Source organism: Streptomyces sp. NPDC019531 (assembly GCF_044903305.1).
Classification (GTDB): Bacteria; Actinomycetota; Actinomycetes; order Streptomycetales; family Streptomycetaceae; genus Streptomyces.
In genome coordinates this window covers 13558-35861 of record NZ_JBJDQL010000029.1, presented here as the reverse complement: position 1 = coordinate 35861, position 22304 = coordinate 13558, and the positions used below count along the sequence as shown (strand labels likewise).

The window sequence follows — 22304 nt, the reverse complement described above, 5'->3', positions numbered from 1 at the left end:
TCCACGCCCCTCATGCCTTTACCTCCGCCCGCAGTTCCTCCGGCAGGTGGAAGCGGGCCAGGATCGCGGCCGTGCCCGTGGGTACGCGGCTCGCGGTGGCCAGGGACACCAGCACCATGGTGAGGAAACCGAGCGGCACCGACCAGAGGGCGGGCCAGGCGAGCAGGGCGTGCAGCGGTCCGCCGGCCGGGAAACCGGCCATGGTCGCGGCGACGGCCACGAACGCGGAGCCGCCGCCGACCAGCATGCCCGCGGCGGCGCCTGGCGGGGTCAGCCGCCGCCACCAGATGCCGAGCACGAGCAGCGGGCAGAAGGAGGAGGCCGAGACCGCGAAGGCGAGGCCGACCGCGTCGGCGACGGGCAGCCCGCCGACCAGGACGCTCGCGGCGAGCGGGGCGCACATCGCGAGGACCGTGCCGAGTCGGAAGTGCCGTACGCCCCGTGAGGGCAGGACGTCCTGGGTGAGCACGCCCGCCACGGCCATGGTGAGGCCGGACGCCGTGGACAGGAACGCGGCGAAGGCCCCGCCCGCCACCAGCGCGCCCAGCAGATCGCCGCCGAGACCGCCGATCATGCGCTCCGGGAGCAGCAGGACGGCGGCGTCGGCGTCTGCGGTGAGGGTGAGTTCGGGGGTGTAGAGCCGGCCGAGGGCGCCGTAGACGGGTGGCAGGAGGTAGAAGCAGCCGATCAGGCCGAGGACGGCGACCGTGGTGCGGCGGGCGGCGACGCCGTGCGGGCTGGTGTAGAAGCGGACGACGACGTGTGGCAGGCCCATGGTGCCGAGGAAGGTGGCGAGGATCAGTCCGTACGTGGCGTACAGGGGCCGTTCCTCGCGGCCCGCGGCGAGGGAGGTCGACATGCCGTCGCTGGTGCCGCGGTCGGCGGCGGGGACGGTGGTGCCCTTGGCGAAGGTGAGGCGGGTGCCCTTGGCGATGTGATGGGTACCGGCGGGGAGTTCGAGCTTCTGGGCCTCGTGCGGGCGGCCGTCGACCGTGCCGCTGACGGTGACGGTCAGAGGGCTCGCCAGCTTGAGGTCGAGGGTGGAGTCGACACGTACGACGCGTTGTTCGCGGAAGGTCGCCGGTTCGTCGAAGGCGTGACTCGGGGCGCCGTCGCCCTGCCAGGCAAGGATGAGGAAGAGGGCGGGGACGAGGAGCGCGGTGAGTTTGAGCCAGTACTGGAATGCCTGCACGAAGGTGATGCTGCGCATGCCGCCCGCGGCGACGGTGGCGACCACGACGGCGGCCACGATGACTCCGCCGAGCCACTGGGGCGCACCGGTGAGCACGGTCAACGTGAGCCCGGCGCCCTGGAGTTGGGGCAGCAGGTAGAGCCAGCCGACGCCGACGACGAAGGCGCCCGCGAGCCGTCTTACGGCCTGGGAGGCCAGGCGGGCCTCGGCGAAGTCGGGGAGCGTGTAGGCGCCGGAGCGGCGGAGTGGGGCGGCGACGAAGAGCAGCAGGACGAGATAGCCGGCGGTGTAGCCGACGGGGTACCAGAGCATGTCCGGGCCCTGGACGAGGACCAGCCCCGCGATGCCCAGGAAGGAGGCGGCGGAGAGGTACTCGCCGCTGATGGCGGCCGCGTTGAGGCGGGGGCCGACGGTGCGGGAGGCGACGTAGAAGTCGGAGGTGGTCCGGGAGATGCGCAGGCCGAAGGCGCCGACGAGGACGGTGGCCACGACTACCAGAGCGACAGCGGGAACCGAGTAGCCGGAGTTCATCGGTCCTCGACCAGGCGCACGAAGTCCCGTTCGTTGCGTTCGGCGCGGCGCACGTACCAGCGGGCCAGCAGGACGAGGGGGACGTAGAGGCCGAAACCGAGGACGCCCCATTCGAGACGGTGGGCGTCCGGCATGGCCGCGAAGAGCAGCGGGAGCGGGCCGATGAGGAGTCCGAGGAAGGCGAACACGGCGAGGGCGGCGCGCAGTTGGGTGCGCATCAGGGAGCGGACGTAGGTGTGGCCGAGGGTGGTCTGTTCGTCGATCTCGGTACGCGGCCGGTAGTAGCCGGAGGCCTGGCGGGTGCGGCGGGGCGGGCCGGTGACGACGACGCGCCGCTCGACGGGGTCCTGAGGCATGGCTACGGCCTCCTCATCAGCAGGTCCCGGAGCTCTCGCGTGTGTCTGCGGCTGACCTGGAGCTCCTCGCGGCCGACCAGGACGCTCACTGTGCCCGCGTCCAGGCGGAGTTCGCCGACGTGGCGCAGGGCCACGAGATGGCGGCGGTGGATACGGACGAAGCCGCGCGAGCGCCAGCGTTCCTCCAGGGTGGAGAGCGGGATCCGGACGAGGTGGCTGCCCTTGTCGGTGTGCAGGCGGGCGTAGTCGCCCTGGGCCTCGACATGAGTGATGTCGTCGACGGCGACGAACCGGGTCACCCCGCCGAGTTCCACGGGTATGTGGTCGGGGTCGGGTTCGTGGACGGGGATGCGGGGCGCGCTGTCGAGGCGTTCGGCGGCCCGGCGGACGGCCTCCGCGAGGCGTTCCTTGCGGACCGGTTTGAGGACGTAGTCGACGGCCTTGAGGTCGAAGGCCTGCACCGCGAAGTCCTCGTGGGCGGTGACGAACACGACGAGCGGTGGCTTGGCGAACCCGGTCAGCAGCCGGGCCAGATCCAGTCCGTCGAGGCCCGGCATGTTGATGTCGAGGAAGACGACGTCGATCGCCTCGGGCCCGTGCGGCCCCGACTCCAGCGCGCGGTTGATGCGGCGCAGCGCCTCGGTGGCGTCACCGGCCCCCTCCACACTGCCGATCCGGGGGTCGGCGTTGAGGAGGTAGAGCAGTTCCTCCAGCGAGGGGCGTTCGTCGTCGACAGCCAGGGCGCGCAGCATGACCCCGGAGTCTAGGAGCAATTCGTACGACTGGACATGTGCCGAGTTGTGGACGTCCCCGCTGGATACAGTGCCGACATGAACAGCAGGACCGCCGCGTTCGACGGCCTCGACCGGAAGATCATCACCGCGCTGATGGCGAACGCCAGGACCAGTTTCGCCGAGATCGGCGCGGCGATCGGGTTGTCCTCGACGGCGGTCAAACGGCGCGTGGACCGGCTGCGGGACACCGGGGTGATCACCGGGTTCACGGCCACGGTGGAGCCGTCGGCACTGGGCTGGCGGACCGAGGCGTATGTCGAGGTGTACTGCGAGGGCGCGGCCCCGCCACGGCGGCTCGCGGAGGTGGTCCGCAACCATCCGGAGATCACCGCGGCGATGACGGTGACCGGCGGCGCGGACGCGCTGCTGCATGTGCGGGCGCGGGACGTGGAGCACTTCGAGGAGGTGCTGGAACGCATCCGCGTGGAGCCGTTCATCCGAAAGACGATCAGCGTGATGGTGCTGTCCCACCTCATCCCGGAAAGCCCCGAGGCGGGCGCCAGCCAGCCCGCGCCGGAGGCGTAGCCGATAAACGCATCAGGCATGCGTTTCACCGGCAAAATGCGCAGCGTTCCTGCGCAGACACGCAATTCTTGTTGCTTGTCGGGCCTGCCGGTCACTTCCTACCTTGGTGTCAACCCTCAGTCGACACCGCAGGAAGCGGAGGAACCCCTCTGTGTCCGACTCACGTGTGCCGCGCCGACGGCGTTTCCTGGTCTGCGAACCCAGACACTTCGCCGTGCAGTACGCGATCAATCCCTGGATGCATCCCGACACCCACGTGGACGTGGACCTGGCGCAGGAGCAGTGGCAGACGCTGATCAGCGCCTACGAGACCCACGGTCACAGCATCGACGCCGTGGAGCCGGTCCCCGGCCTCCCCGACATGGTCTTCGCCGCGAACTCGGCGGTCGTCGTCGGCGGCCGTGTCTTCGGCTCGCTCTTCCACGCGCCCGAGCGGCGCCCCGAGTCCATGCACTACGACCTGTGGTTCAAGACGGCGGGCTACGACGTCCGCCGTCCCGCCGCGGTCTGCGAGGGCGAGGGCGATCTCGTCTGGACCGGCCGGTACGTGCTGGCCGGGACCGGGTTCCGGACGACCCGCGAGGCGCACCGCGAGGTGCAGGAGTTCTTCGGCCACCCGGTGATCAGCCTGACGCTGGTGGACCCGCACTTCTACCACCTGGACACCGCGCTGTTCGTCCTCGACGACTCCGAGGGCAACAACAACATCGTGTACTACCCGGAGGCCTTTTCACCGGGCAGTCGCGAGGTACTCGCCAGGCTGTACCCGGACGCGGTGCTCGCGACCCGCGACGACGCGATGGCGTTCGGCCTGAACTCCGTCTCCGACGGCCGCCACGTCTTCATCGCCCCGCAGGCCGAGGCCCTCGCCGTGCGCCTCGACGACCACGGCTATGTCCCCGTCCCCGTCGACCTCTCCGAGTTCCACAAGGCCGGCGGCGGCATCAAGTGCTGCACCCAGGAGATCCGCTCATGACCGCACCCGTAAGCACGCGTTCCTCCGCCGATCTCATCAGCGCCGAGGAGCCGGTCCTCGCGCACAACTACCACCCGCTGCCGGTGGTGGTCGCCCGCGCCGAGGGCACCTGGGTCCAGGACGTGGAGGGCCGCCGCTACCTCGACATGCTGGCCGGGTACTCCGCGCTCAACTTCGGCCACCGCCATCCGGCGCTGATCGAGGCGGCGCACCACCAGCTGGACCGTCTGACCCTCACCTCCCGCGCCTTCCACAACGACCGGCTCGCCGAGTTCGCGGAGCGCCTGGCCGGGCTGACCGGCCTGGACATGGTGCTGCCGATGAACACCGGCGCGGAGGCGGTGGAGAGCGGCATCAAGGTGGCCCGCAAGTGGGCGTACGAGGTGAAGGGCGTCCCGGCCGACCAGGCGACGATCGTGGTGGCGGCGGAGAACTTCCACGGCCGTACGACGACGATCGTGTCGTTCTCCACTGACGAGAGCGCGAGGGCGGGCTTCGGCCCCTTCACGCCGGGCTTCCGGGTCGTGCCGTACAACGACCTGGCGGCGCTGGAGGCGGCGATCGACGAGACGACGGCCGCCGTGCTCCTGGAGCCGATCCAGGGCGAGGCGGGTGTGATCATCCCGGACGAGGGCTATCTGACCGGCGTCCGCGAGCTCACCCGCCGCAGGGGCTGCCTCTTCGTCGCGGACGAGATCCAGTCGGGCCTCGGCCGCACGGGCCGCACGCTGGCCGTCGAGCACGAGGGCGTCGTCCCCGACGTCCTTCTCCTCGGCAAGGCCCTGGGCGGCGGCATCGTCCCCGTCTCCGCGGTGGTCGCCCGCCGTGACGTCCTCGGCGTACTGCGCCCGGGTGAACACGGCTCGACCTTCGGCGGCAACCCGCTTGCGGCCGCGGTGGGCACGGCGGTCGTGGAGCTGCTGGAGACGGGTGAGTTCCAGCGCAGGGCGGCCGAGCTGGGGTCGGCCCTGCGGGACGGCCTGGCGGACCTGGTCGGCAAGGGAGTCGTCGGCTTCCGCGCCCGTGGCCTCTGGGCAGGCGTGGACATCGACCCGACGATCGGCACGGGCCGGGAGGTCAGCAAGCTCCTGATGCACGAGGGAATCCTGGTCAAGGACACCCACGGCTCGACGATCAGGCTGGCACCGCCACTGACGATCACGGCGGAGGAGCTTAATTCGGCACTGGGAGTACTGGAAAAGGTACTGCGCCGATAGCCCCCTGGGGGCGCGGGGAACGGCGCGACCAGCCCCCACGCCCCCGCACCCGCGGTACCACCGATCCGTCCCTCCCCGTAGGCGCACTCCCCACGTAACGGGTGAAGATGATGCTAAGAGGTGATAGACCACTCTCAGCGACAGAGAGGTCGTCCGTGGGCGCACAGGAGGAGCACGACACCGCGCGGCACCGGTTCGACGTGGCCGATGCCGCTCCCCTGCTGCTCGACGCCCACGGGACGGTCACGGGCTGGACCAGGGACGCCGAGCGCCTGCTGGACTGTCCCGCCTCCGAAGCGGTAGGACAGAGCGTCGCAGCCCTGCTCACCCCCGAGGACGCCCGTCGGCTCCCGGAGATCACCGCACGCTGCCGGGCCGACGGCAGCTGGGCGGGGCTGCTGACCGCCCGGGACAGACACGGCCGGCCGGTCCGGGTCATGGTCCGGATCACGGTGGCCGGCGACTCCGACGGCTCAGAACGCTGGCTGGTGCTGCTGTCCGAGATGGCGGAGGCCCCCGGGTGGGACATGAGCCGCCGGGTGCTGGAGCAGATGGTCTCCCGTTCCCCGATCGGCATCGCGATCGTGGACACGGATCTGCGCTGTGTGTGGTCCAACCCGGCGCTGGAGCAGTTCGGCAGTGCCCCGGCCCCGGAGCGGCTGGGACTGCGGTTCGCGGAGATCCAGCCGGGCCTGGACGCCGAGGCGATCGAGGCCCAGATGCTGCGCGTGCTGGAGACCGGTGAGCCGATCGTGGGGTACGAGCACGTCGGCCGGGTGCGTGCGGCACCACACCGCGAGACCGCGCACACGATGTCGTTCACCCGGATCGACGACGACCGGGGCCACCCGATCGGCGTGTACTACACGGTCGTGGACATCACCGAGCGGCACCGGGCCCGGCAGCGGCTCGCGCTGCTGGACCGGGCCGGGGAGTTCATCGGCCGCAGTCTGGACATCCGGCGGACCGCGCAGGAACTGGCCGACGTGGCCGTACCCGCGCTGGCGGACTACATCACCGTGGACCTGTTTGAGTCGGTGCTGCGGGGAGCGGAGCCCACCGCGCGGGTGCCGCTGCTGCGGGCCGCGCAGCAGTCGGTGAACGAGGGGGTCCCGGAGGCCGTCGTCGAGGTCGGTGACGTGGCCGCCTACCGGCCCGGGTCGCCCCCGCTGCGCTGTCTGTACTCGGGCGAGCCGTGGCGCGAGGAGCGCCTGGACCCGCTGGCCGGGGATTGGGCGGCCGACATACCCGGCGGGCGGCAGGCCAACTTCCTGGAGCTTGGCCTTCACAGCGTGATGGTCGTGCCGATCCGGGCCCGGGGCGTCACCCTGGGCGTCACCAGCTTCTTCCGCCGGCGCCGCCAGGAACCCTTCGACGCGGACGATCTGAACCTCGCCGAGGACCTCGTCTCACGGGCGGCCGTCTGCGTGGACAACGCCCGGCGCTACACCCGTGAACGGGAGGCCGCGCTGGTCCTGCAGCGCAGTCTGCTCCCCCACCGGCTGCCCGAGCAGGGCGCCGTGGAGGTGACCGCCTGCTACCGCCCCGCCGACGAGCTGACCGGCCTCGGCGGGGACTGGTACGACCTCATCCCGCTCTCCGGCGCGCGGGTCGCCCTCGTGGTGGGCGAGGTGCCCGGCCACGGCATCGGCGCCGCCGCGACCATGGGCCGGCTGCGGACCGCCGTACGGACGCTGGCGGCCCTGGAACTGCCCCCCGAGGAGGTGCTCGGGCACCTCGACGACCTGGTCGCCCGGTCGGCGCGCGAGGAGGGCGTCGGGGCGGGGACGGAGGACATCGACAGCGCCCAGGGCTCCGGATGCGTGTACGTCGTCTACGACCCGGTCGACGGCCAGTGCACGATGGCCAGCGCGGGACACCCCGCGCCCGCGGTGATCCTGCCCGACGGCACGGTCGCCTTCGTGGACCTCCCGCAGGGGCCGTCGCTGGGCGTCGGCGGTCCGCCCTTCGAGTCGGTCGAGCTGGCGCTGGCGGAGGGCAGCACGCTCGCCCTGCACACGGACGGACTGCTCGCCCGCGGTGCGGAGTCGACCATGGACGCGGGCCGGGACCGGCTGCGTCAGGCTCTGGAGCGGCCCGCGCACACGCTCGACCTGCGCTGCCGGACCGTGGTCGACGCCCTGGCCCCGGACCGGCCGCACGACGACGTGGCCCTGCTGATGGCCCGCACCCGGCTGCTGGGTCCCGAACAGGTCGCGGACTGGGACGTGCCCGTGGACCCGGCCCTGGTCGCCGAGGCCCGCAAGACGGCGTCCCGGCAGCTGACGGAGTGGGGCCTGGAGGAGTTCGCGTTCACCACGGAGCTGGTCGTCAGCGAACTGGTCACCAACGCCATCCGGCACGCCGTCGGCCCGATCCGGCTCCGGCTGATCCGGGAGCGGTCCCTGGTCTGCGAAGTGTTCGACAGCGGCGACACCACACCCCATCTGCGCCACCCGCGCACCACCGACGAGGGCGGCCGGGGGCTGCTGCTGGTCTCCCAGTTCGCCCAGCGCTGGGGCACCCGGTTCGTTCCCGAGGGGAAGATCATCTGGGCCGAGCAGTCCCTTCAGGATCCGCTCACCTGAATGCCCCATACCGTGGGAAAATGGTGTGATCCCGTCGGGGAGGCAGCAACCATGACCGACAGACCCATCGACTACAAGGCGGTGTTCCAGGCGCTGCCCGGTATGGTCTCGCTGCTCACGCCCGAGCTGGTGTTCGCGGACGTCAACGAGGAGTTCCTGCGGGCGACCGGGCGGCGGCGCGAGGAGCTGATCGGCCGCTATCTCTTCGACGTCTTCCCGGACAACCCGAACGACCCCGCCGCGACCGGCATGCGCAACCTGGCCGCCTCGCTGCGGCGGGTCCTGGACACCGGCGAGCGCGACGCCATGGCGCTCCAGCGGTACGACGTCCAGGACACCGAGCGGCCCGAAGAGTGGCAGGTGCGCTACTGGAGCCCGGTCAACGCCCCGGTGCTCGGCCCGGGCGGCAAGGTCGCGCTGCTGGTGCACCGGGTCGAGGAGGTCACCGAGCTGATGCGGGCCCGCGGCGGTCCTCGTGGCAGCCGGGCCCGGGTCCTGGAGGCCGAGCTGTACACACGGGCCCGCGAGCTCCAGGAACTCAACGACCGGCTGCGGCGGGCCCACGCCCGTGAGCGCGAGGTCGCGCTGGCCCTCCAGGAGGCGATGCTGCCGACCAGCCGCCAGTCCCTGCACCACCGGGCCGCCGTCCGCTACCGGCCCGCGATCGGCGCGCTCAACGTCTGCGGGGACTGGTACGACCTCGTCGACCTGGTGGGCGGCCGTGGGGTGGGCGTCTCGGTGGGCGACGTGGTGGGCCACGGCCTCGGGGCGGCCTGTGTCATGGGCCAGCTGCGCAGCGCCCTGAGCGCGGCCTCCCGGGTGGCCGAGGGCCCGGCGCAGGCCCTGGACGTGCTGGGCCGGTACGCCCATGTGGTCGACGGCGCCGAGTCGGCCACAGCGGTCAGCGCGTTCATCGACCTCCACCACGGCACCATCACCTACAGCAGCGCCGGACACCCGCCGCCGATGCTGGTGCACGCCGACGGCCGCGTGGAGTGCCTGGACAAGGCGACCGACCCGCCGCTCGACGCCAGCCCCTCCCCGATTCCGCGGCCGCAGGCCACCACGACCTTCAGCGAGGGCGCCACCCTCGCCCTCTACACCGACGGTCTGGTGGAACGGCGCCGTGAGGACGTCGACAAGGGCCTCGCCCGGCTCGCCGACTCCCTCGCCAGGCACCGCAAGGACGATCCTGAGAAGCTCGCCGACGCCGTCCTCGCGGAACTGCTCCCGCCCGGCGGCGCCACGGACGACACGGCGCTGGTGATCGTGCGACTGTGAACAGGCCGGTGTGCAGAGACCTCCCCTCGGCCGTGTTCCGGCCCTCGCCCCCTACGCCTACACTGACAGCCCCATCTCAAGCCGGTTGACCAGCCAGAACGCGGAGTTGAGCCGTCCGCCCGACCGAGGAGCGCCCCCTCTTGTTCTACTACCTGCTCAAATACGTGCTGTTGGGGCCGTTGCTGAGACTGGTCTTCCGGCCCCGAATAGAGGGCCTGGAGCACATCCCGGAGTCGGGTGCGGCCATCGTGGCCGGCAACCACCTGTCCTTCGCCGACCACTTCCTGATGCCCGCGGTGCTCAAGCGGCGCATCACCTTCCTGGCCAAGGCCGAGTACTTCACCGGCCCCGGCGTCAAGGGCCGCCTCACCGCCTTCTTCTTCCGCAGCGCGGGGCAGATCCCGGTCGACCGCTCCGGCAAGGAGGCCGGCCAGGCCGCCATCCGCGAGGGTCTCGGCGTACTGCGCAAGGACGAACTGCTCGGCATCTACCCGGAGGGCACCCGCTCCCACGACGGCCGCCTCTACAAGGGCAAGGTCGGGGTCGCGGTGATGGCGCTCAAAGCCCAGGTCCCGGTGATCCCCTGTGCAATGATCGGCACCTTCGAGGCGCAGCCGCCCGGCAAGGTCATCCCCAACATCCACCCCGTGGTGATCCGCTTCGGCAAACCCCTCGACTTCTCCCGCTACGCCGGCATGGAGAACGAGAAGGCTATCCTGCGCGCCATCACCGACGAGCTCATGTACGCCATCCTGAAGCTCTCCGACCAGGAGTACGTCGACCAGTACGCGGCCGTGGTGAAGGCGGAGGAGGCCGCCGCGCGCCCGGCGACGGAGAAGGAGCGCAAGTTCCCCCGTATGCCGCTGAGTTGACGTCTGCTGTCGGCAGATCCCTCTGGAGGCACGGGAGCCGGCCCCCGTACTGTCGCCGTATGACACGACGGGCTGTGGTGATCGGAGCGACAGGACAGATCGGACGCGTGGCCGTGACGGCCCTCGCCGGGGACGGCTGGGAGGTGACGGCCGTCTCCCGGAGCGGCACACGGGACGAGAACTGGCCCGAGCTGGTGCGCACCGCGCGTGCCGACCGGGCGGACGACGCCGCGCTGGCCACCGCGGTGGGCGAGGGCTGTGACGTCCTGGTGGACATGGTCGCCTACGGGCCCGCGCACGCACGGCAGTTGGTCTCGCTGGCCGACCGTGTGGGCTCGGCCGTGGTGGTCTCCAGCATCTCGGTGTACGAGGACGACAAGGGCCGGGGCTTCGACACCCAGGGCGAGCCGGACGGCTTCCCGGAGTATCCGATGCCGTTGGGCGAGAGCCAGCGGACCGTCACGCCGGCCGACACCTCGTACAGCACCCGCAAGGCGGGCCTGGAGCGTGAACTCCTCGCTGCGGGAGACCAGTTGCCCACCACGCTGCTGCGGGCGGGTGCGATTCACGGGCCGCACTGCCAGACCCCGCGCGAGCTCTACTTCGTCAAGCGCAACCTCGACGGCCGGTCCCGGCGCATCCTGCCCTACGGTGGCAGGAGCCGCTTCCACCCCGCGAGCGTCCACAACATCGCGGAGCTGATCCGGCTGGCGGCCGCACGGCCCGGCACCCGGGCCCTCAACGCCGTTGACCCGGAAGCCCCGACGGTGGCGGAGATCGCCGGTGCGATCGACGCCGTCATGGGCGTGGAGAGCGAGACGGTACTGCTGGAGGGGCCGCCGCCGTCGCCGACCGTGGGCGACACCCCGTGGTCGGTGCCCGTGCCGGTCGTCTGCGACATGTCGGCCGCGGAACGGGAGTTGGGCTACCGGGCGGTGGTGGGGTACGCGGACCGGCTCCCGGAGACCGTCGCCTGGATCGAGGGGCGACTGGCCGGGCGGGACTGGCGGGAGGCATACCCGAAGATGTTCCAGGCCTACGGCGACCTCTTCGACTACGCGGCCGAGGACGCGTTTCTCGGGCGGTGAGGAAGGGGGCGGCCCGTGGCGCGGGCCGCCCCCTTCTCCGCTGTACGACTTACCGCTTACGGCTTACGGCTTCGGTGTGGCGTGCGGGGTGCACGTCACGTCGGCCTTGTCCAGCTTGCCGGTGAGCAGGTAGGTGTCCACCCGTGTGTTGATGCACGGGTTGACCAGGCCGGTCACGCCGTGGGAGCCCGCGTCCTTCTCGGTGATCAGGCGGGAGCCCTTGAAACGCTTGTGCAGTTCGACGGCGCCGTCGTACGGGGTGGCGGCGTCACGCGTGGACTGCACGATCAGGACCTGCGGCAGGCCCTTGCCGGTCTTGACGTTGACCGGGGTCTGCTGCTTGACCGGCCAGGTGGCGCAGGGCAGGTTCAGCCAGGCGTTGGCCCAGGTCATGAACGGGTACTGCTTGTTGAGCTCGGTGTTGTCCTTGTCCCACTTCTTCCAACTGGTGGGCCACTTGGCGTCGGTGCACTCGACGGCCGTGTAGACGGCGTTGCCGTTCTCCGAGGAGATGTTGCCCGCTGTGTCGGTGAGATCCGGGGCGGCCGCGTCGACCAGCGCCTGGGTGTCACCGGCGAAGTACTTGCTGAACACCGTCGCGACCGGCACCCACGAGGAGTCGTAGTACGGGGCGCTCTGGAAGAAGCCGATCAGCTCGGCCGGGCCGACGACCCCGCCGATGGGGTTCTTCTTGGCGGTGGCGCGCAGTTCGAGCCACTTGGCCTGGACGGCGGCGCGGCTGGTGCCGAGGTGGAAGGCGGCGTCGTTGGCGGCGACCCAGTCCTCCCAGTCCTTCCAGCGGCCCTCGAAGGCGACGTCCTGGTCGAGGTTGGCCTCGTACCAGATCTTCTCCCGGGACGGGTTGACGACGCTGTCGACGACCATGCGGCGCAGATGGCCGGGGAACATGGTGCCGTAGACGGCGCCGATGTAGGTGCCGTAGGAGACGCCCAGGTAGTTGAGCTTCTTCTCGCCGAGCGCGGCACGGATGACGTCCAGGTCGCGCACGGTGTTGGGCGTGGTCATCTGCTGGAGCATGGCCTTGCCGGTGCGCTCGGCGCAGCCCTGCGCGTACTCGTACGCGAGCTTGCGCTGGGCGCGCTTGTCGGCCTCGGAGTCCGGCACCGGGTCGGCCTTGGGCGCCTTCACGAACTCCTGCGGGTCCATGCAGGAGATGGGCGCGGAGTGGCCGACACCGCGCGGGTCGAAGCCCACGAAGTCGTACGCCTTGGCCGTGTTGGCCCAGATCGGGTTCTTGGTGGTGACCCGGAGCGGGAAACGCAGGCCGGAGCCGCCGGGGCCGCCCGGGTTGTAGACGAGGGCGCCCTGACGCTCCGCCTTGGTGCCGGTGTTGCCGATGTGGTCGACGGCGAGCTTGATCTGCTTGCCGTTCGGCTTGGCGTAGTCCAGCGGAACACTGACCCAGCCGCACTGGACCGGCTTGGCCAACCCCCAGTCGGCGGGGCAGTCCGCCCAGTCGATCCCGGCCTTCGCGGCACGGGCCGCGGCGATCGCGGCACCGACGCTCTCGCGGTCCTGGCCGTGCCGGGTGGCGTCGGCGAGTGTGTTGGCGCCGGACGCGGGTGCCGCGACGGCATCGGATATGAGTGTGGCCGTGATGAGCACTCCGGCCGAACCGAGCGCGGTCGTCCGCCACTTCGGTCTCGTCTCCCTCAAGAGGGACCCCTCCCCGTACGTCGTTTCGATTCGTACCGGGATCCTCCTGGCTATGGAGACTCTGTGAACAGAGGGGTGGGCTGTTCTTTGCCAATCCGATAAACGGAAGGGGTAGTTCGCTGGGCGGACTAGGAGTTCAGGGCCGCCTGCGCCCGCTCCAGGACCCGGCGCAGCCGCAGGGCGTCCGGGGCGACGGCGCTCACGAGGGCGGCGGGGCCGGCCAGCGGCATCAGGGCGGCGCCCTCGTCCAGCACCTGAGCCGTCACCGGCTTGTCGGCGAACTCTGGTCGTACGACGACAAGTTGGCCGACTGCCCGGTGGCCCCCGAGCACGGCCGGGCCGTCCCAGCCGGCCGGTGCCCCGGGTCCGCAGGCCAGCTCCTGGTCCAGCAGGGTACGCCCCGCGACACGCAGGACGAGCCGGCTGCTCAACCGTCCGGGCTCCTCCCCCGCCCTCCCGAGCACCTGTTCCTCGCGCAGTACGAACCGGCTCGTCGCCCCGGTCTCGATGCGGGTGGTGACATACAGGTCGCTGCCGCCCGCGGAGATCAACTGCTCGGGCAGCCAGTGCAGTTCGGCGCCATCGGCGACGGTGAGCCGGACGTCGTAGCGGGCCTCGCCCTTCGCCTGTCCCGGCAGGGCGATGGTGGCGGCGGCCGATCCGACGCGGAGCCGGGCGCCGGGCCGGACGTCGGCCTCCACGGTGAAGTGGTCGCCGCCGAGCGGTCCGCTCATCGCGCCGACGAGCATGACCCGTGCCTCGGCGCCACTCCCCCGGGTCCGGCGCAACGCGAGCGGCCCGTCGCTCTCCAGCACGGGCAGGGCCGTACCGCCCCGTCCGTCGTCCCGCGCGACCATCCGCGCGGTGGCCCGCACCCCCGCCACGGCCGCGGTCACGCCGTCCACGCGGCGAGCTGGGCCCGCACCCAGGCGGCGACGTCCCTGACGCCGGTCTCCCCACGGAGGGACTGGAAGACGACCGGCAGTTCGGCGCGCTGGGCCTTGGCGTCGGCGGCCATGCGGGCGAGGTCGGAGCCGACGTACGGCGCCAGGTCGGTCTTGTTGACGATGAGGAGATCGGCGGTGGTGACGCCGGGGCCGCCCTTCCTCGGGATGTCGTCTCCTCCGGCCACGTCGATCACGAAGATCTGCGCGTCGACGAGTCCCCTGGAGAAGGTGGCGGTGAGGTTGTCGCCGCCGCTCTCCACGAGGATCAGGTCCAGGGGGCCGACCTCGTCCTCCAGGTCCTCGACGGCTTCGAGGTTGGCGGAGATGTCGTCCCGGATCGCCGTGTGGGGGCAGGCTCCCGTCTCGACCGCGGTGATTCGCTCGGGGGGCAGCACGGCTTCTCTGAGGAGGAATTCGGCGTCCTCGCGGGTGTAGATGTCGTTGGTGACCACGGCGAGGGACAGCTCGTCGCGCAGGGCGCGGCAGAGGGCGGCGACGGTGGCGGTCTTGCCGGAGCCTACGGGGCCGCCGAGGCCCACGCGCAAGGCGCGGCGGGAACCGTCGGGGCGGTTCGCGTCGGCGCTCAGTGCGGCGGGGCCGTTGTGGTGGTGGTCCAAGTGCATGTACGGCTCCTACGGTTCGTGGTCGGGTGCGGGTGTGTGGGGGCTGGTCGCGCAGTTCCCCGCGCCCCCAAGAAGGTGGGTGATCTGAGCCCTCTACGATGCGAACAGGCGTACTGGCCATGCCGCGTGCACTTCCGCAGCGATCTCCAGCAAGGGCGCTGAAGCCGCAGGCAAGGTGTCGGTCCCCTGGTCGACAGCCTTCCGCGCCGCCTCTACCGCCAGATCCGCGACACGGTCCAGCTCCGGTGCCAAGCGGGCCAATACCCCCGTCGCATCGAATGGATCAAGGCTCAGCAGTCGGACCGTCGCGCTCGCCGGGCCGCTCACGCTCTCGTACGCCGCGCAGTACGCCGCGTCCACAGGCTCCAGGCCCGCCGCCCGAGCCGTCAGCCCCAACACCACCGGTTGATGCGCTCCCCTGGGGAACTTCCCTGCCACGGCGTCGAGTTCAGTCGACGGCCAGGTCGCCCGTGCCGCCCGCATCAGTTGGCGGCCCAGCTTCCGCGCGGCGACCCGCAATGCAGGGGACGGCGTACGGGCGTCCGCCGCCGCGTCCAACTCCGAAGGAGGGAGCCCGAGTACGGCCGCCGCCGCCAGCGCCGCCGATACCAGACCCGTCGTGTGCAGTCGGCCCCGGCAGAAGGACTCCAGGCTCGCCGCGCCGGTGATCCGCCCCGCCTTGACCGCCGCCTCCGCCCCGCCGGAGTGCGCGTGGCCCCCGGCGGGGAAGCGGCCGTCGGCCAGGACGAGAAGTGCAGCCCGTGACATCAGAACCCGCCGTCAGAAGAGGAAGTAACGCTGGGCCATGGGCAGTTCGGCCGCCGGGGTGGCCTCCACCAGCTCACCGTCGATGTGCACGGCGAAGCTGTCGGGGTCGACCCGTACGTCGGGCCGGGCGTCGTTCTCCCGCATGTCGGCCTTGGTGACCCCACGCGTCGACTCGATCGCCACGAACCGCTTGCCGAGTTGAAGCCGTTCCGGCAGCCCGTCCTCGACGGCGAGGGGCGCCACGAAGTTGAAGGAGTTCGAGGCGGGGGCCCGTCCGATCGCTCCGTACATCGGCCGGGGAAGGATCGGCTGCGGGGTCGGGATGGACGCGTTGGCGTCGCCCATCTGCGCGTAGGCGATCTGCCCGCCCTTGAGGACGAGATGCGGCTTCACGCCGAAGAAGGCGGGCTCCCACAGCACGAGGTCGGCGAGCTTGCCGGTCTCGACGGAGCCGATCTCGTGGGCCAGGCCCTGGGCGACGGCGGGGTTGATCGTGTACTTGGCGACATAGCGCCGTACGCGATGGTTGTCCGCCCGGCCGTCACCCGGGAGGGCCCCTCGGCGGCGCTTCATCACGTGCGCGGTCTGCCAGGTCCGCATGATGACCTCGCCGACCCGGCCCATCGCCTGGGAGTCCGAGGAGATGATCGAGATCGCGCCCAGGTCGTGGAGGATGTCCTCCGCCCCGATCGTCGTCGGCCGGATGCGGGACTCGGCGAAGGCGAGGTCCTCGGGTACCGCCGCGTTGAGGTGGTGGCACACCATCAGCATGTCGAGGTGTTCCTCGGCAGTGTTGACGGTGAACGGCCGTGTCGGGTTGGTCGAGCTGGGCAGCACGTGCGGCTGGGAGACCACGGTCATGATGTCCGGCGCGTGCCCGCCGCCCGCACCCTCGGTGTGGTAGGCGTGGATGCCCCGCCCGGCGATCGCGGCGAGGGTGTCGCCGACGAATCCGGCCTCGTTGAGGGTGTCCGTGTGGATGGCGACCTGGATTCCGGTCCGCTCGGCGACGGTCAGCGAGGCGTCGATGACGGCCGGGGTCGAGCCCCAGTCCTCGTGCAGCTTCAGGCCGAGGGCGCCGCCGCGGATCTGGGAGAGCATCGCCTCGTGGGAGACGGTGTTGCCCTTGCCGAGGAAGCCGATGTTGAGCGGGTACTGCTCCATCGCCTCCAGCATGCGCGCGAGGTGCCAGGGGCCGGGGGTGACCGTCGTGGCCTTGGAGCCCTCGGCGGGGCCTGTGCCGCCGCCGACCAGTGTCGTCACGCCCGACGACAGCGCCTCGTCGGCGATCTGCGGGCAGATGAAGTGGACGTGCGCGTCGACCGCGCCGGCGGTCAGGATGCGCCCGTTGCCCGCGATGATCTCGGTCTCGGGGCCGATCACCAGGTCCGGGTGGACCCCATCCATGGTGTCGGGGTTGCCCGCCTTGCCGATGGCGGTGATCCGGCCGTCGCGGATGCCGACATCGGCCTTGACGATCCCCCAGTGGTCGATGACGACCGCACCCGTGATGACGGTGTCCGGGGTGCCGTCTGCGCGCGTAGCACGCGACTGGCCCATCGACTCGCGGATCACCTTGCCGCCGCCGAACACGGCCTCGTCACCGGCGAGTCCGGGACCGCCGGAACGGTCCGCCTCGACCTCGATCAGCAGGTCGGTGTCGGCGAGCCGGATGCGGTCACCGGTGGTGGGGCCGAAAAGGTCGGCGTACGCTGCGCGCGAGATCTCAGGCATCGAGGGCACCTCCGGTCTCCCCGCGCAGACCCGGCACCACGCGGGCGCCGGCGAGCGGGACGAGTTCCACGTCGACCGGGATGCCGGGCTCGAAGCGCACGGCGGTGCCGGCGGCGACGTTCAGCCGCTTGCCGCGCGCCGCGGCCCGGTCGAACTCCAGGCCGGGGTTGGTCTCGGCGAAGTGGTAGTGGGAGCCGACCTGGACGGGCCGGTCGGCGGCGTTGAGTACGGTGAGCCGGGTGACCTCGCGGCCCTGGTTGTAGGCGATCGGCCCGTCGGCGAAGAGGATCTCTCCGGGAATCATCCAGGCCCCTCAGACGATCGGGTCGTGGACGGTGACGAGCTTGGTGCCGTCCGGGAAGGTCGCCTCGACCTGGACGTCGTGGATCATCTCGGGGATGCCCTCCATGACGTCGTCCCGGGTCAGCAGCTTGCGCCCGGAGGCCATGAGCTCGGCGACGGTACGGCCGTCACGCGCGCCTTCGAGGATGTGCGACGTGATGAGGGCGACCGACTCGGGGTGGTTGAGCTTCAGCCCGCGGGCCCGGCGCTTCTCGGCGACGTCGGCAGCCACATGGATCAGCAGCCTCTCTTGCTCGTGCGGGGTCAGTTGCACGTCCCACCTCACAGTCCTCGCTCCGGACCGTGCGGGTCCGGTTGCCGCAGCCCCGGGGCAAAGTCCCTGGTGGCGTGGATCCGCAGGCTAGTTGGATCCGGTTTCAGGCACGTTAACCGAGCTGTGATCCATCAGCTCGGGTCGGGCTGGTCGCGCACGCTCATCAACGCCCGCAGACCGTCCCGCAGGATCTCGACGGGCGTCGGCCCCAACAGGGCCTGCTGTGCGAGGAAGCCCATCGCGGCCGCCATCATCGTGCGGGCCACGTACTCCGGCGGCACGTCGGAGCGCATCGTCCCGGCGTCCTGGTACGCCTCGACGATCCGCGTCCAGGTCTCGCGCACGGCACCGTAGCCCTCGCGCAGGATCGCCGCGAGCTCGGCGTTGCGGAGTGTCTCGGTCCACACCTGGACGACCAGGCGCGGGAACGCGGGCTGCCCGTCCACGGTCAGGGACTCCTTGGCGGCGAGGACGCGGCTGAGCACCGACTCGACCAGAAGGTCCGGGGTGGGCGGCGAGGTGCTGCGGGCCGCCTCCTCGAAACCGTCGTGGACCTGGCCGAGCACCTCCGCGACGATCGCGCCGATCAGCTCCTCCTTCCCGCTGAAGTACCGGTAGACCGCCCCGGCGGACAGTTCGACCTCCTTCAGCACGTCCTGCATGGACGTGGCGTGGAAGCCGTTGCGGGCGAAGCAGACCGCGGCACCGTCGAGGATCTGCCGGCGGCGGGCGTCGAGGTGTTCCTGGGATACGCGGGCCATGGCCACAAAGTAAAACGAACATTCCTTCTTGACAAGTCACACCATCGGCGGGACGGTGGCGACACACCCAAAACGAACGATCCTTCTTTTTGGAGAGCCTCATGTCCACCCGCCGCACTCTCGCGGTCGTCATCCTCGTACCGCTGCTCGCCGCCCTGGCGCTGTGGGCCTTCGCCTGGCCCGCCGCCCGCACCGCACCCCGCGACCTGCCGCTCGGCCTGGCCGGCCCGGCCGCCGCGACCGCACAGGTGGAGAAGCAGCTCCAGCGGCACGAGGGCGCCTTCGAGATCCACCGCTACACCGACGAGGCCGCGGTTCGCGCCGCTATCGAGGACCGGACCGTATACGGCGCGGTCGTCGTCACCGCTCAGGGCCCCGAGCTGCTCACCGCGTCGGCCGCGAGCCCGGTCGTGGCCCAGCTCCTCCAGCAGGCCGTGACCCAGCAGGCCGCCCCGAGCGGTGCCGACGTGAAGACCGTGGACGTCGTCCCCACCTCCGCGTCCGACCCGAGGGGCGCGGCCCTCAGCTCGTCCGTACTGCCACTGGCACTGGCCGGCATCATCGCCGGCGCGGCCGTGACCCTGCTCGGACTGCGCGGATTCCGTGCCGTGACCGCGCTGGTCGTCAGCGCGGCGCTGGTGGGCATGATCGCGACCGCGCTGGCCCACAGCTGGCTCGGCGCCCTCACCGGTGACTGGTGGACGGAGGCCGGGACGCTCGCGCTGTCGACGCTGGCGGTGAGCGCCGCCGTGGCGGGACTGGCCGCGCTGGTCGGCCCGGCGGGGATCGGCGCCGTCGCGTTCGTGGTGATGTTCCTCGGCAACCCGTTCTCCGGAGCCGCCACGGCCCCGCAGTTGCTGCCCGACCCGGTGGGCGCGATCGGCCAGTGGCTGCCACCGGGCGCGAGCGCGACCCTGCTGCGCTCGGTGTCGTTCTTCGACGGCGCGGCGGCGACCGGCCCCGCCCTGACGCTCACCTGGTGGGCCGCGCTGGGCCTGGGCGCCGTAATTGTCGGCAACGCGCTGAAGGCGCGGGCGAAGAACACCACGCCCGACACCGCCGAGCGGGAACTCACCCCCGCCGGCTGATGCCATCGATCCCACCGAACCCCGGCCCCGACGGCCGGGGTTCACACGGTTCTACGAGGCGCCGGTCCCCCGGTGATGCGCCGCGATGCCGAACCGCTGCTGTTCGCGGGGAGCGGACGCGACCTCGCGCACCGTCGAGACCGCGCTGATCACCTGGTCCTCGACGGGCTCCTGGAGTTCCTCCAGCCGTTCGAGGTCGGCGGCGGAGACCAGGGCGACCAGCGGCTTGCCGTGCCGTGTGACGACGACGCGCTCGCCGCCGTACACCACCCGGTTGATCAGGTCGGCGAGTTCAGCCCTGGCTTGCGTCACCGGAATCTCGTAGGCCATACCCCTAGTTTATGCAATGTCCTCCTGGTCCACCGTGGTCCGTGGCGACAGCGGATATCAGGGTCAGAGGTTCCCGCGTGCTCCCGTGCGCTCTATTTGTGAGAGATGTGTGAGACACGGCGAGACGAAGAGTTTCCTGGTCACCCTGAATCCTGGCAGGTCTCCGGCGCGGCGGAACGCCCCGCTCCGACCGGCCCCGCGCGCAGCTCCGGCCACGCGGGTGCCTGCCCGTCGACGCACCCGGGGGCTGGACCAGATCGCCGCCCGCCTCGCCGCCGACGACCACACCACCCTCGCCATCACACTGCGCACCATGGCCACCCTGAGCCTGCCGAAAAACTCATCCGTCCTGGTGGGGGCTGGTGTACGGGTGGTGTCGAGCGCGGGGGCTCGGGCGGGTGCTCTGGGCACCTGGTGAATGCCCCGGCAGGATGATCTGTCGTGCTGCTTCGACTTGCCTATCTGGGTGTGACGAACGTGTTCGCCCTGCTGCGGCTGCTGCCGGTGAGCAACCAGGACAAGGACGCGGAGATCCTCGCTCTGCGTCATCAGATCACCGTGCTGGAACGCCGGCTCGGCCGGGATCGGGTGCGGTTCGCCCCCCAGTGACCGGGTGTTCCTGGCCGGGCTACTGCACCGGGACCCGCGCGGTGTGCTGCGCCGGGCACGGCTGCTGGTGCGCCCGGACACAGTGCTGCACTGGCCCCGTGACCTGGTCTCGCGCCGCCACGCGGCCCGTTCCCAGCCGGGGCGTGCGGGTCGGCCGCGTTCCGTGCGCTCGATCCGCGTTCTCGTGCTGCGTCCGGCGCGGGAGAATCCCGGCTGGGGCTACCGGCGCATCCACGGCGAGCTGCTGGTCAGGACACGACTCACTCCTGGGACATCAGTCCTTGGCCTGGAGCCACTGCCGGTAGAGCTGGTCGTAGCGCGCCGCGATCGGTGTCTGCGGGATGAACCGGCGCAGACGGGGTTCCCTGCGAGCCTGCGCCGTTGGCAGGTCGGGCTCCAGTCCCGCGGCGACCAGCGCGAGCAGCGCGGCACCGTGCAGGCTGGCGTCTGCCTCCGAGCTGACGTGCACGGGCCGGCCCAGCACGTCTGCCCGCAACTGTGCCAATTCAGGCGAGCGTGACGGCCCGCCGGTCAGGACAACGGGAATGTCGGGAGCATCGTCGACCAGCAGGGTGTCCACGGCCTGGCGTACGACATAGGCGGCGGCCTCCTGCGCGGCGCGCAGGACGTGGGCTGCGGAGTGGTGTTCGCCGAGACCCCAGAGCATGCCTCGCTCGTTCTGATTCCAGCCGGGGAATCGGCTGCCCGTCAGGAGCGGAGACATGGACAGCCCGTCGCTACCGGGAGGCATGGCGCGCACCGCGGGGCCCAGCCGGCGCAGGGCGGTGGCCGGGTCGCCGAGTCCGAGCAGGCGGACCCAGTAGGCCAGCGCTCCGCCGGTCATTCCGGTCGCCCCGCCGCAGGTCCAGAGGCCAGGAGTGAGGTAGGGGTTGAGTACCGCCGCCATGGGACGTTCGTCGGGGGATGTGATCACCCGGGTCAGAACGTCGGTGGTGCCTGCCACATCCACGACCGGGCCGGGGGTGGCGCCTGCCACGGCGGCGGCGCCGACCGTGCCGTCGGGACCTCCGGCGGCCACGGGCAGTCCCGGAGGCAGGCCCGTCGTGTCGGCGGCGGCCGGAGTGACGGCACCGACGATGTCTGTCGCTGCGTGTTGCGGGGGAAAGTGTTCAGGGCCCGTGCCCCCGATGGCGAGCAGTCGGGGGTCCCAGACCTGGCGGGTCACGTCGCTGCCGAGCGTGTACGCCGCGCTGGTCATGTCGGTGGCGGCCTCGCCGGTGAGGCGCAGTACCAGGAAGTCCTTGGGGGCGAGAGCCCATCTCATTCGCTGGTGCAGCGAGGGGTCCTTGTTCTTCAACCAGTGGAGCAAGGGGACCGCTCCGCCCGTCATGGCGGGGCGGCCGGTCAGGCGGAGGGCGGTGCCCGGGTCGGGCCACCCGGCCGCGACCTCGCGGACGCCGCGGGCGTCGGCCCACCCACCGGCCCTGCCGAGCGGACGGTGCTGTTCGTCCACCAGGACCTGGCCGACGTGTCCGGCTATGGCAAGAGACCGTAGGTGCGAGGGTGCGGCGGCACCTGATGTGATCCGGCGAAGGACGTGGCAGAGCCCGTCCCACAGGCGCTCGGCATCGAAGGTTTCGGTGCCCTCGTCGGGGACTCGCTCGCTGCGGGCCTCCAGTAGCCGCTGTCCGTCGTGTGTCACCAGGGCGGCTCGGACGGCCGATGTGCCGACGTCGACGGCACACACGACGTCGTCGATTCCCATCGCAG

The 22304-nt window shown here is 71.3% G+C and carries 23 protein-coding genes; 10 read left to right on the top strand and 13 right to left on the bottom strand.

Annotation, left to right across the window (positions count from 1 at the left end):
- Window positions 1-10: 10 nt before the first annotated feature.
- The 3 genes from ACI2L1_RS28815 to ACI2L1_RS28805 are packed head-to-tail and all read right to left on the bottom strand — an operon-like array spanning window position 11 to window position 2831.
- Window positions 11-1723: a cation acetate symporter gene (locus ACI2L1_RS28815; RefSeq protein WP_404742298.1), complete on the bottom strand. Its 1713-nt coding sequence runs from the start codon at window positions 1721-1723 to the stop codon at window positions 11-13.
- Entirely contained in the window at window positions 1720-2079 is a 360-nt protein-coding gene (locus ACI2L1_RS28810) for a hypothetical protein (RefSeq protein WP_404742297.1), read from the bottom strand. The genes ACI2L1_RS28815 and ACI2L1_RS28810 overlap by 4 nt, the downstream gene beginning before the upstream one ends.
- A gap of 2 nt (window positions 2080-2081) precedes the next feature.
- Entirely contained in the window at window positions 2082-2831 is a 750-nt protein-coding gene (locus ACI2L1_RS28805; RefSeq protein ID WP_404742296.1) for a LytR/AlgR family response regulator transcription factor, read from the bottom strand.
- 78 nt (window positions 2832-2909) lie between these two features.
- On the opposite strand from ACI2L1_RS28805, the gene ACI2L1_RS28800 reads away from it, so the two are divergent.
- The 7 genes from ACI2L1_RS28800 to ACI2L1_RS28770 all read left to right on the top strand — a co-directional run bounded on the left by ACI2L1_RS28800 (window position 2910) and on the right by ACI2L1_RS28770 (window position 11420).
- Complete coding sequence (locus tag ACI2L1_RS28800) at window positions 2910-3398, top strand: Lrp/AsnC family transcriptional regulator (protein WP_404742295.1); 489 nt, start codon at window positions 2910-2912, stop codon at window positions 3396-3398.
- A gap of 151 nt (window positions 3399-3549) precedes the next feature.
- Window positions 3550-4374: a dimethylargininase gene (ddaH, locus tag ACI2L1_RS28795; protein WP_404742294.1), complete on the top strand. Its 825-nt coding sequence runs from the start codon at window positions 3550-3552 to the stop codon at window positions 4372-4374.
- The gene (gene rocD, locus ACI2L1_RS28790; RefSeq protein WP_404742293.1) at window positions 4371-5591 is read left to right on the top strand and encodes an ornithine--oxo-acid transaminase; all 1221 of its coding nucleotides are present in this window, start codon (window positions 4371-4373) and stop codon (window positions 5589-5591) included. Before ddaH ends, rocD begins: the two co-directional genes overlap by 4 nt.
- A 155-nt stretch (window positions 5592-5746) precedes the next feature.
- Complete coding sequence (locus ACI2L1_RS28785; RefSeq protein WP_404742292.1) at window positions 5747-8179, top strand: SpoIIE family protein phosphatase; 2433 nt, start codon at window positions 5747-5749, stop codon at window positions 8177-8179.
- 51 nt (window positions 8180-8230) lie between these two features.
- The gene (locus ACI2L1_RS28780) at window positions 8231-9460 is read left to right on the top strand and encodes a PP2C family protein-serine/threonine phosphatase (RefSeq protein ID WP_404742291.1); all 1230 of its coding nucleotides are present in this window, start codon (window positions 8231-8233) and stop codon (window positions 9458-9460) included.
- 140 nt (window positions 9461-9600) lie between these two features.
- The gene (locus tag ACI2L1_RS28775; RefSeq protein ID WP_404742290.1) at window positions 9601-10332 is read left to right on the top strand and encodes a lysophospholipid acyltransferase family protein; all 732 of its coding nucleotides are present in this window, start codon (window positions 9601-9603) and stop codon (window positions 10330-10332) included.
- A gap of 74 nt (window positions 10333-10406) precedes the next feature.
- A complete protein-coding gene (locus tag ACI2L1_RS28770; protein WP_404742370.1) occupies window positions 10407-11420 on the top strand; it encodes an NAD-dependent epimerase/dehydratase family protein in 1014 nt (337 codons plus the stop codon).
- 63 nt (window positions 11421-11483) lie between these two features.
- On the opposite strand, the gene ACI2L1_RS28765 is transcribed toward ACI2L1_RS28770, so the two are convergent.
- From ACI2L1_RS28765 to ACI2L1_RS28730, 8 genes are all read right to left on the bottom strand, one after another.
- The gene (locus tag ACI2L1_RS28765; RefSeq protein ID WP_404742289.1) at window positions 11484-13097 is read right to left on the bottom strand and encodes an alpha/beta hydrolase; all 1614 of its coding nucleotides are present in this window, start codon (window positions 13095-13097) and stop codon (window positions 11484-11486) included.
- Between the two features lie 128 nt (window positions 13098-13225).
- On the bottom strand, window positions 13226-14002 hold the full coding sequence (locus ACI2L1_RS28760) for an urease accessory protein UreD (protein ID WP_404742288.1): 777 nt from the start codon (window positions 14000-14002) through the stop codon (window positions 13226-13228).
- Window positions 13990-14667, bottom strand: a complete 678-nt coding sequence (gene ureG / locus ACI2L1_RS28755; RefSeq protein WP_404742287.1) for an urease accessory protein UreG — start codon at window positions 14665-14667, stop codon at window positions 13990-13992. The genes ACI2L1_RS28760 and ureG overlap by 13 nt, the downstream gene beginning before the upstream one ends.
- Before the next feature lie 93 nt (window positions 14668-14760).
- Window positions 14761-15435 carry an urease accessory protein UreF gene (locus tag ACI2L1_RS28750; RefSeq protein WP_404742286.1) on the bottom strand — a complete coding sequence of 225 codons (675 nt, stop codon included), beginning with the start codon at window positions 15433-15435 and terminating at the stop codon, window positions 14761-14763.
- 12 nt (window positions 15436-15447) lie between these two features.
- Complete coding sequence (locus ACI2L1_RS28745; protein ID WP_404742285.1) at window positions 15448-17169, bottom strand: urease subunit alpha; 1722 nt, start codon at window positions 17167-17169, stop codon at window positions 15448-15450.
- The gene (locus tag ACI2L1_RS28740) at window positions 17162-17473 is read right to left on the bottom strand and encodes an urease subunit beta (protein WP_404742284.1); all 312 of its coding nucleotides are present in this window, start codon (window positions 17471-17473) and stop codon (window positions 17162-17164) included. Before ACI2L1_RS28740 ends, ACI2L1_RS28745 begins: the two co-directional genes overlap by 8 nt.
- A 9-nt stretch (window positions 17474-17482) precedes the next feature.
- A complete protein-coding gene (locus ACI2L1_RS28735; RefSeq protein WP_404742283.1) occupies window positions 17483-17785 on the bottom strand; it encodes an urease subunit gamma in 303 nt (100 codons plus the stop codon).
- 131 nt (window positions 17786-17916) lie between these two features.
- Entirely contained in the window at window positions 17917-18546 is a 630-nt protein-coding gene (locus tag ACI2L1_RS28730) for a TetR/AcrR family transcriptional regulator (RefSeq protein ID WP_404742282.1), read from the bottom strand.
- Window positions 18547-18647: 101 nt separating this feature from the next.
- On the opposite strand from ACI2L1_RS28730, the gene ACI2L1_RS28725 reads away from it, so the two are divergent.
- Entirely contained in the window at window positions 18648-19634 is a 987-nt protein-coding gene (locus ACI2L1_RS28725; RefSeq protein WP_404742281.1) for an ABC transporter permease, read from the top strand.
- Window positions 19635-19685: 51 nt separating this feature from the next.
- On the opposite strand, the gene ACI2L1_RS28720 is transcribed toward ACI2L1_RS28725, so the two are convergent.
- Window positions 19686-19964 (bottom strand): type II toxin-antitoxin system Phd/YefM family antitoxin, encoded by a 279-nt coding sequence (locus ACI2L1_RS28720; RefSeq protein ID WP_404742280.1) that lies wholly within the window; start codon window positions 19962-19964, stop codon window positions 19686-19688.
- Between the two features lie 220 nt (window positions 19965-20184).
- Here ACI2L1_RS28720 and ACI2L1_RS28715 point away from each other — a divergent pair, with 220 nt between their 5' ends.
- The gene (locus ACI2L1_RS28715; protein WP_404742279.1) at window positions 20185-20382 is read left to right on the top strand and encodes a hypothetical protein; all 198 of its coding nucleotides are present in this window, start codon (window positions 20185-20187) and stop codon (window positions 20380-20382) included.
- 23 nt (window positions 20383-20405) lie between these two features.
- Entirely contained in the window at window positions 20406-20573 is a 168-nt protein-coding gene (locus ACI2L1_RS28710) for a hypothetical protein (protein ID WP_404742278.1), read from the top strand.
- 274 nt (window positions 20574-20847) lie between these two features.
- On the opposite strand, the gene ACI2L1_RS28705 is transcribed toward ACI2L1_RS28710, so the two are convergent.
- A complete protein-coding gene (locus tag ACI2L1_RS28705) occupies window positions 20848-22299 on the bottom strand; it encodes an FGGY-family carbohydrate kinase (protein WP_404742277.1) in 1452 nt (483 codons plus the stop codon).
- Between the last annotated feature and the right edge of the window lie 5 nt (window positions 22300-22304).

What these genes read in the sequence shown, in the direction of transcription:
- ACI2L1_RS28815 (WP_404742298.1), bottom strand. Translation starts at nt 1,723, where the DNA reads ATGAACTCCGGCTACTCGGTTCCCGCTGTCGCTCTGGTAGTCGTGGCC.
- ACI2L1_RS28780 (WP_404742291.1), top strand. Translation starts at nt 8,231, where the DNA reads ATGACCGACAGACCCATCGACTACAAGGCGGTGTTCCAGGCGCTGCCC.
- ACI2L1_RS28800 (WP_404742295.1), top strand. Translation starts at nt 2,910, where the DNA reads ATGAACAGCAGGACCGCCGCGTTCGACGGCCTCGACCGGAAGATCATC.
- ACI2L1_RS28745 (WP_404742285.1), bottom strand. Translation starts at nt 17,169, where the DNA reads ATGCCTGAGATCTCGCGCGCAGCGTACGCCGACCTTTTCGGCCCCACC.
- ACI2L1_RS28705 (WP_404742277.1), bottom strand. Translation starts at nt 22,299, where the DNA reads ATGGGAATCGACGACGTCGTGTGTGCCGTCGACGTCGGCACATCGGCC.
- ureG (WP_404742287.1), bottom strand. Translation starts at nt 14,667, where the DNA reads ATGCACTTGGACCACCACCACAACGGCCCCGCCGCACTGAGCGCCGAC.
- ACI2L1_RS28805 (WP_404742296.1), bottom strand. Translation starts at nt 2,831, where the DNA reads ATGCTGCGCGCCCTGGCTGTCGACGACGAACGCCCCTCGCTGGAGGAA.
- ACI2L1_RS28730 (WP_404742282.1), bottom strand. Translation starts at nt 18,546, where the DNA reads ATGGCCCGCGTATCCCAGGAACACCTCGACGCCCGCCGCCGGCAGATC.
- rocD (WP_404742293.1), top strand. Translation starts at nt 4,371, where the DNA reads ATGACCGCACCCGTAAGCACGCGTTCCTCCGCCGATCTCATCAGCGCC.
- ACI2L1_RS28720 (WP_404742280.1), bottom strand. Translation starts at nt 19,964, where the DNA reads ATGGCCTACGAGATTCCGGTGACGCAAGCCAGGGCTGAACTCGCCGAC.
- ACI2L1_RS28725 (WP_404742281.1), top strand. Translation starts at nt 18,648, where the DNA reads ATGTCCACCCGCCGCACTCTCGCGGTCGTCATCCTCGTACCGCTGCTC.
- ACI2L1_RS28740 (WP_404742284.1), bottom strand. Translation starts at nt 17,473, where the DNA reads ATGATTCCCGGAGAGATCCTCTTCGCCGACGGGCCGATCGCCTACAAC.
- ACI2L1_RS28750 (WP_404742286.1), bottom strand. Translation starts at nt 15,435, where the DNA reads ATGTCACGGGCTGCACTTCTCGTCCTGGCCGACGGCCGCTTCCCCGCC.
- ACI2L1_RS28810 (WP_404742297.1), bottom strand. Translation starts at nt 2,079, where the DNA reads ATGCCTCAGGACCCCGTCGAGCGGCGCGTCGTCGTCACCGGCCCGCCC.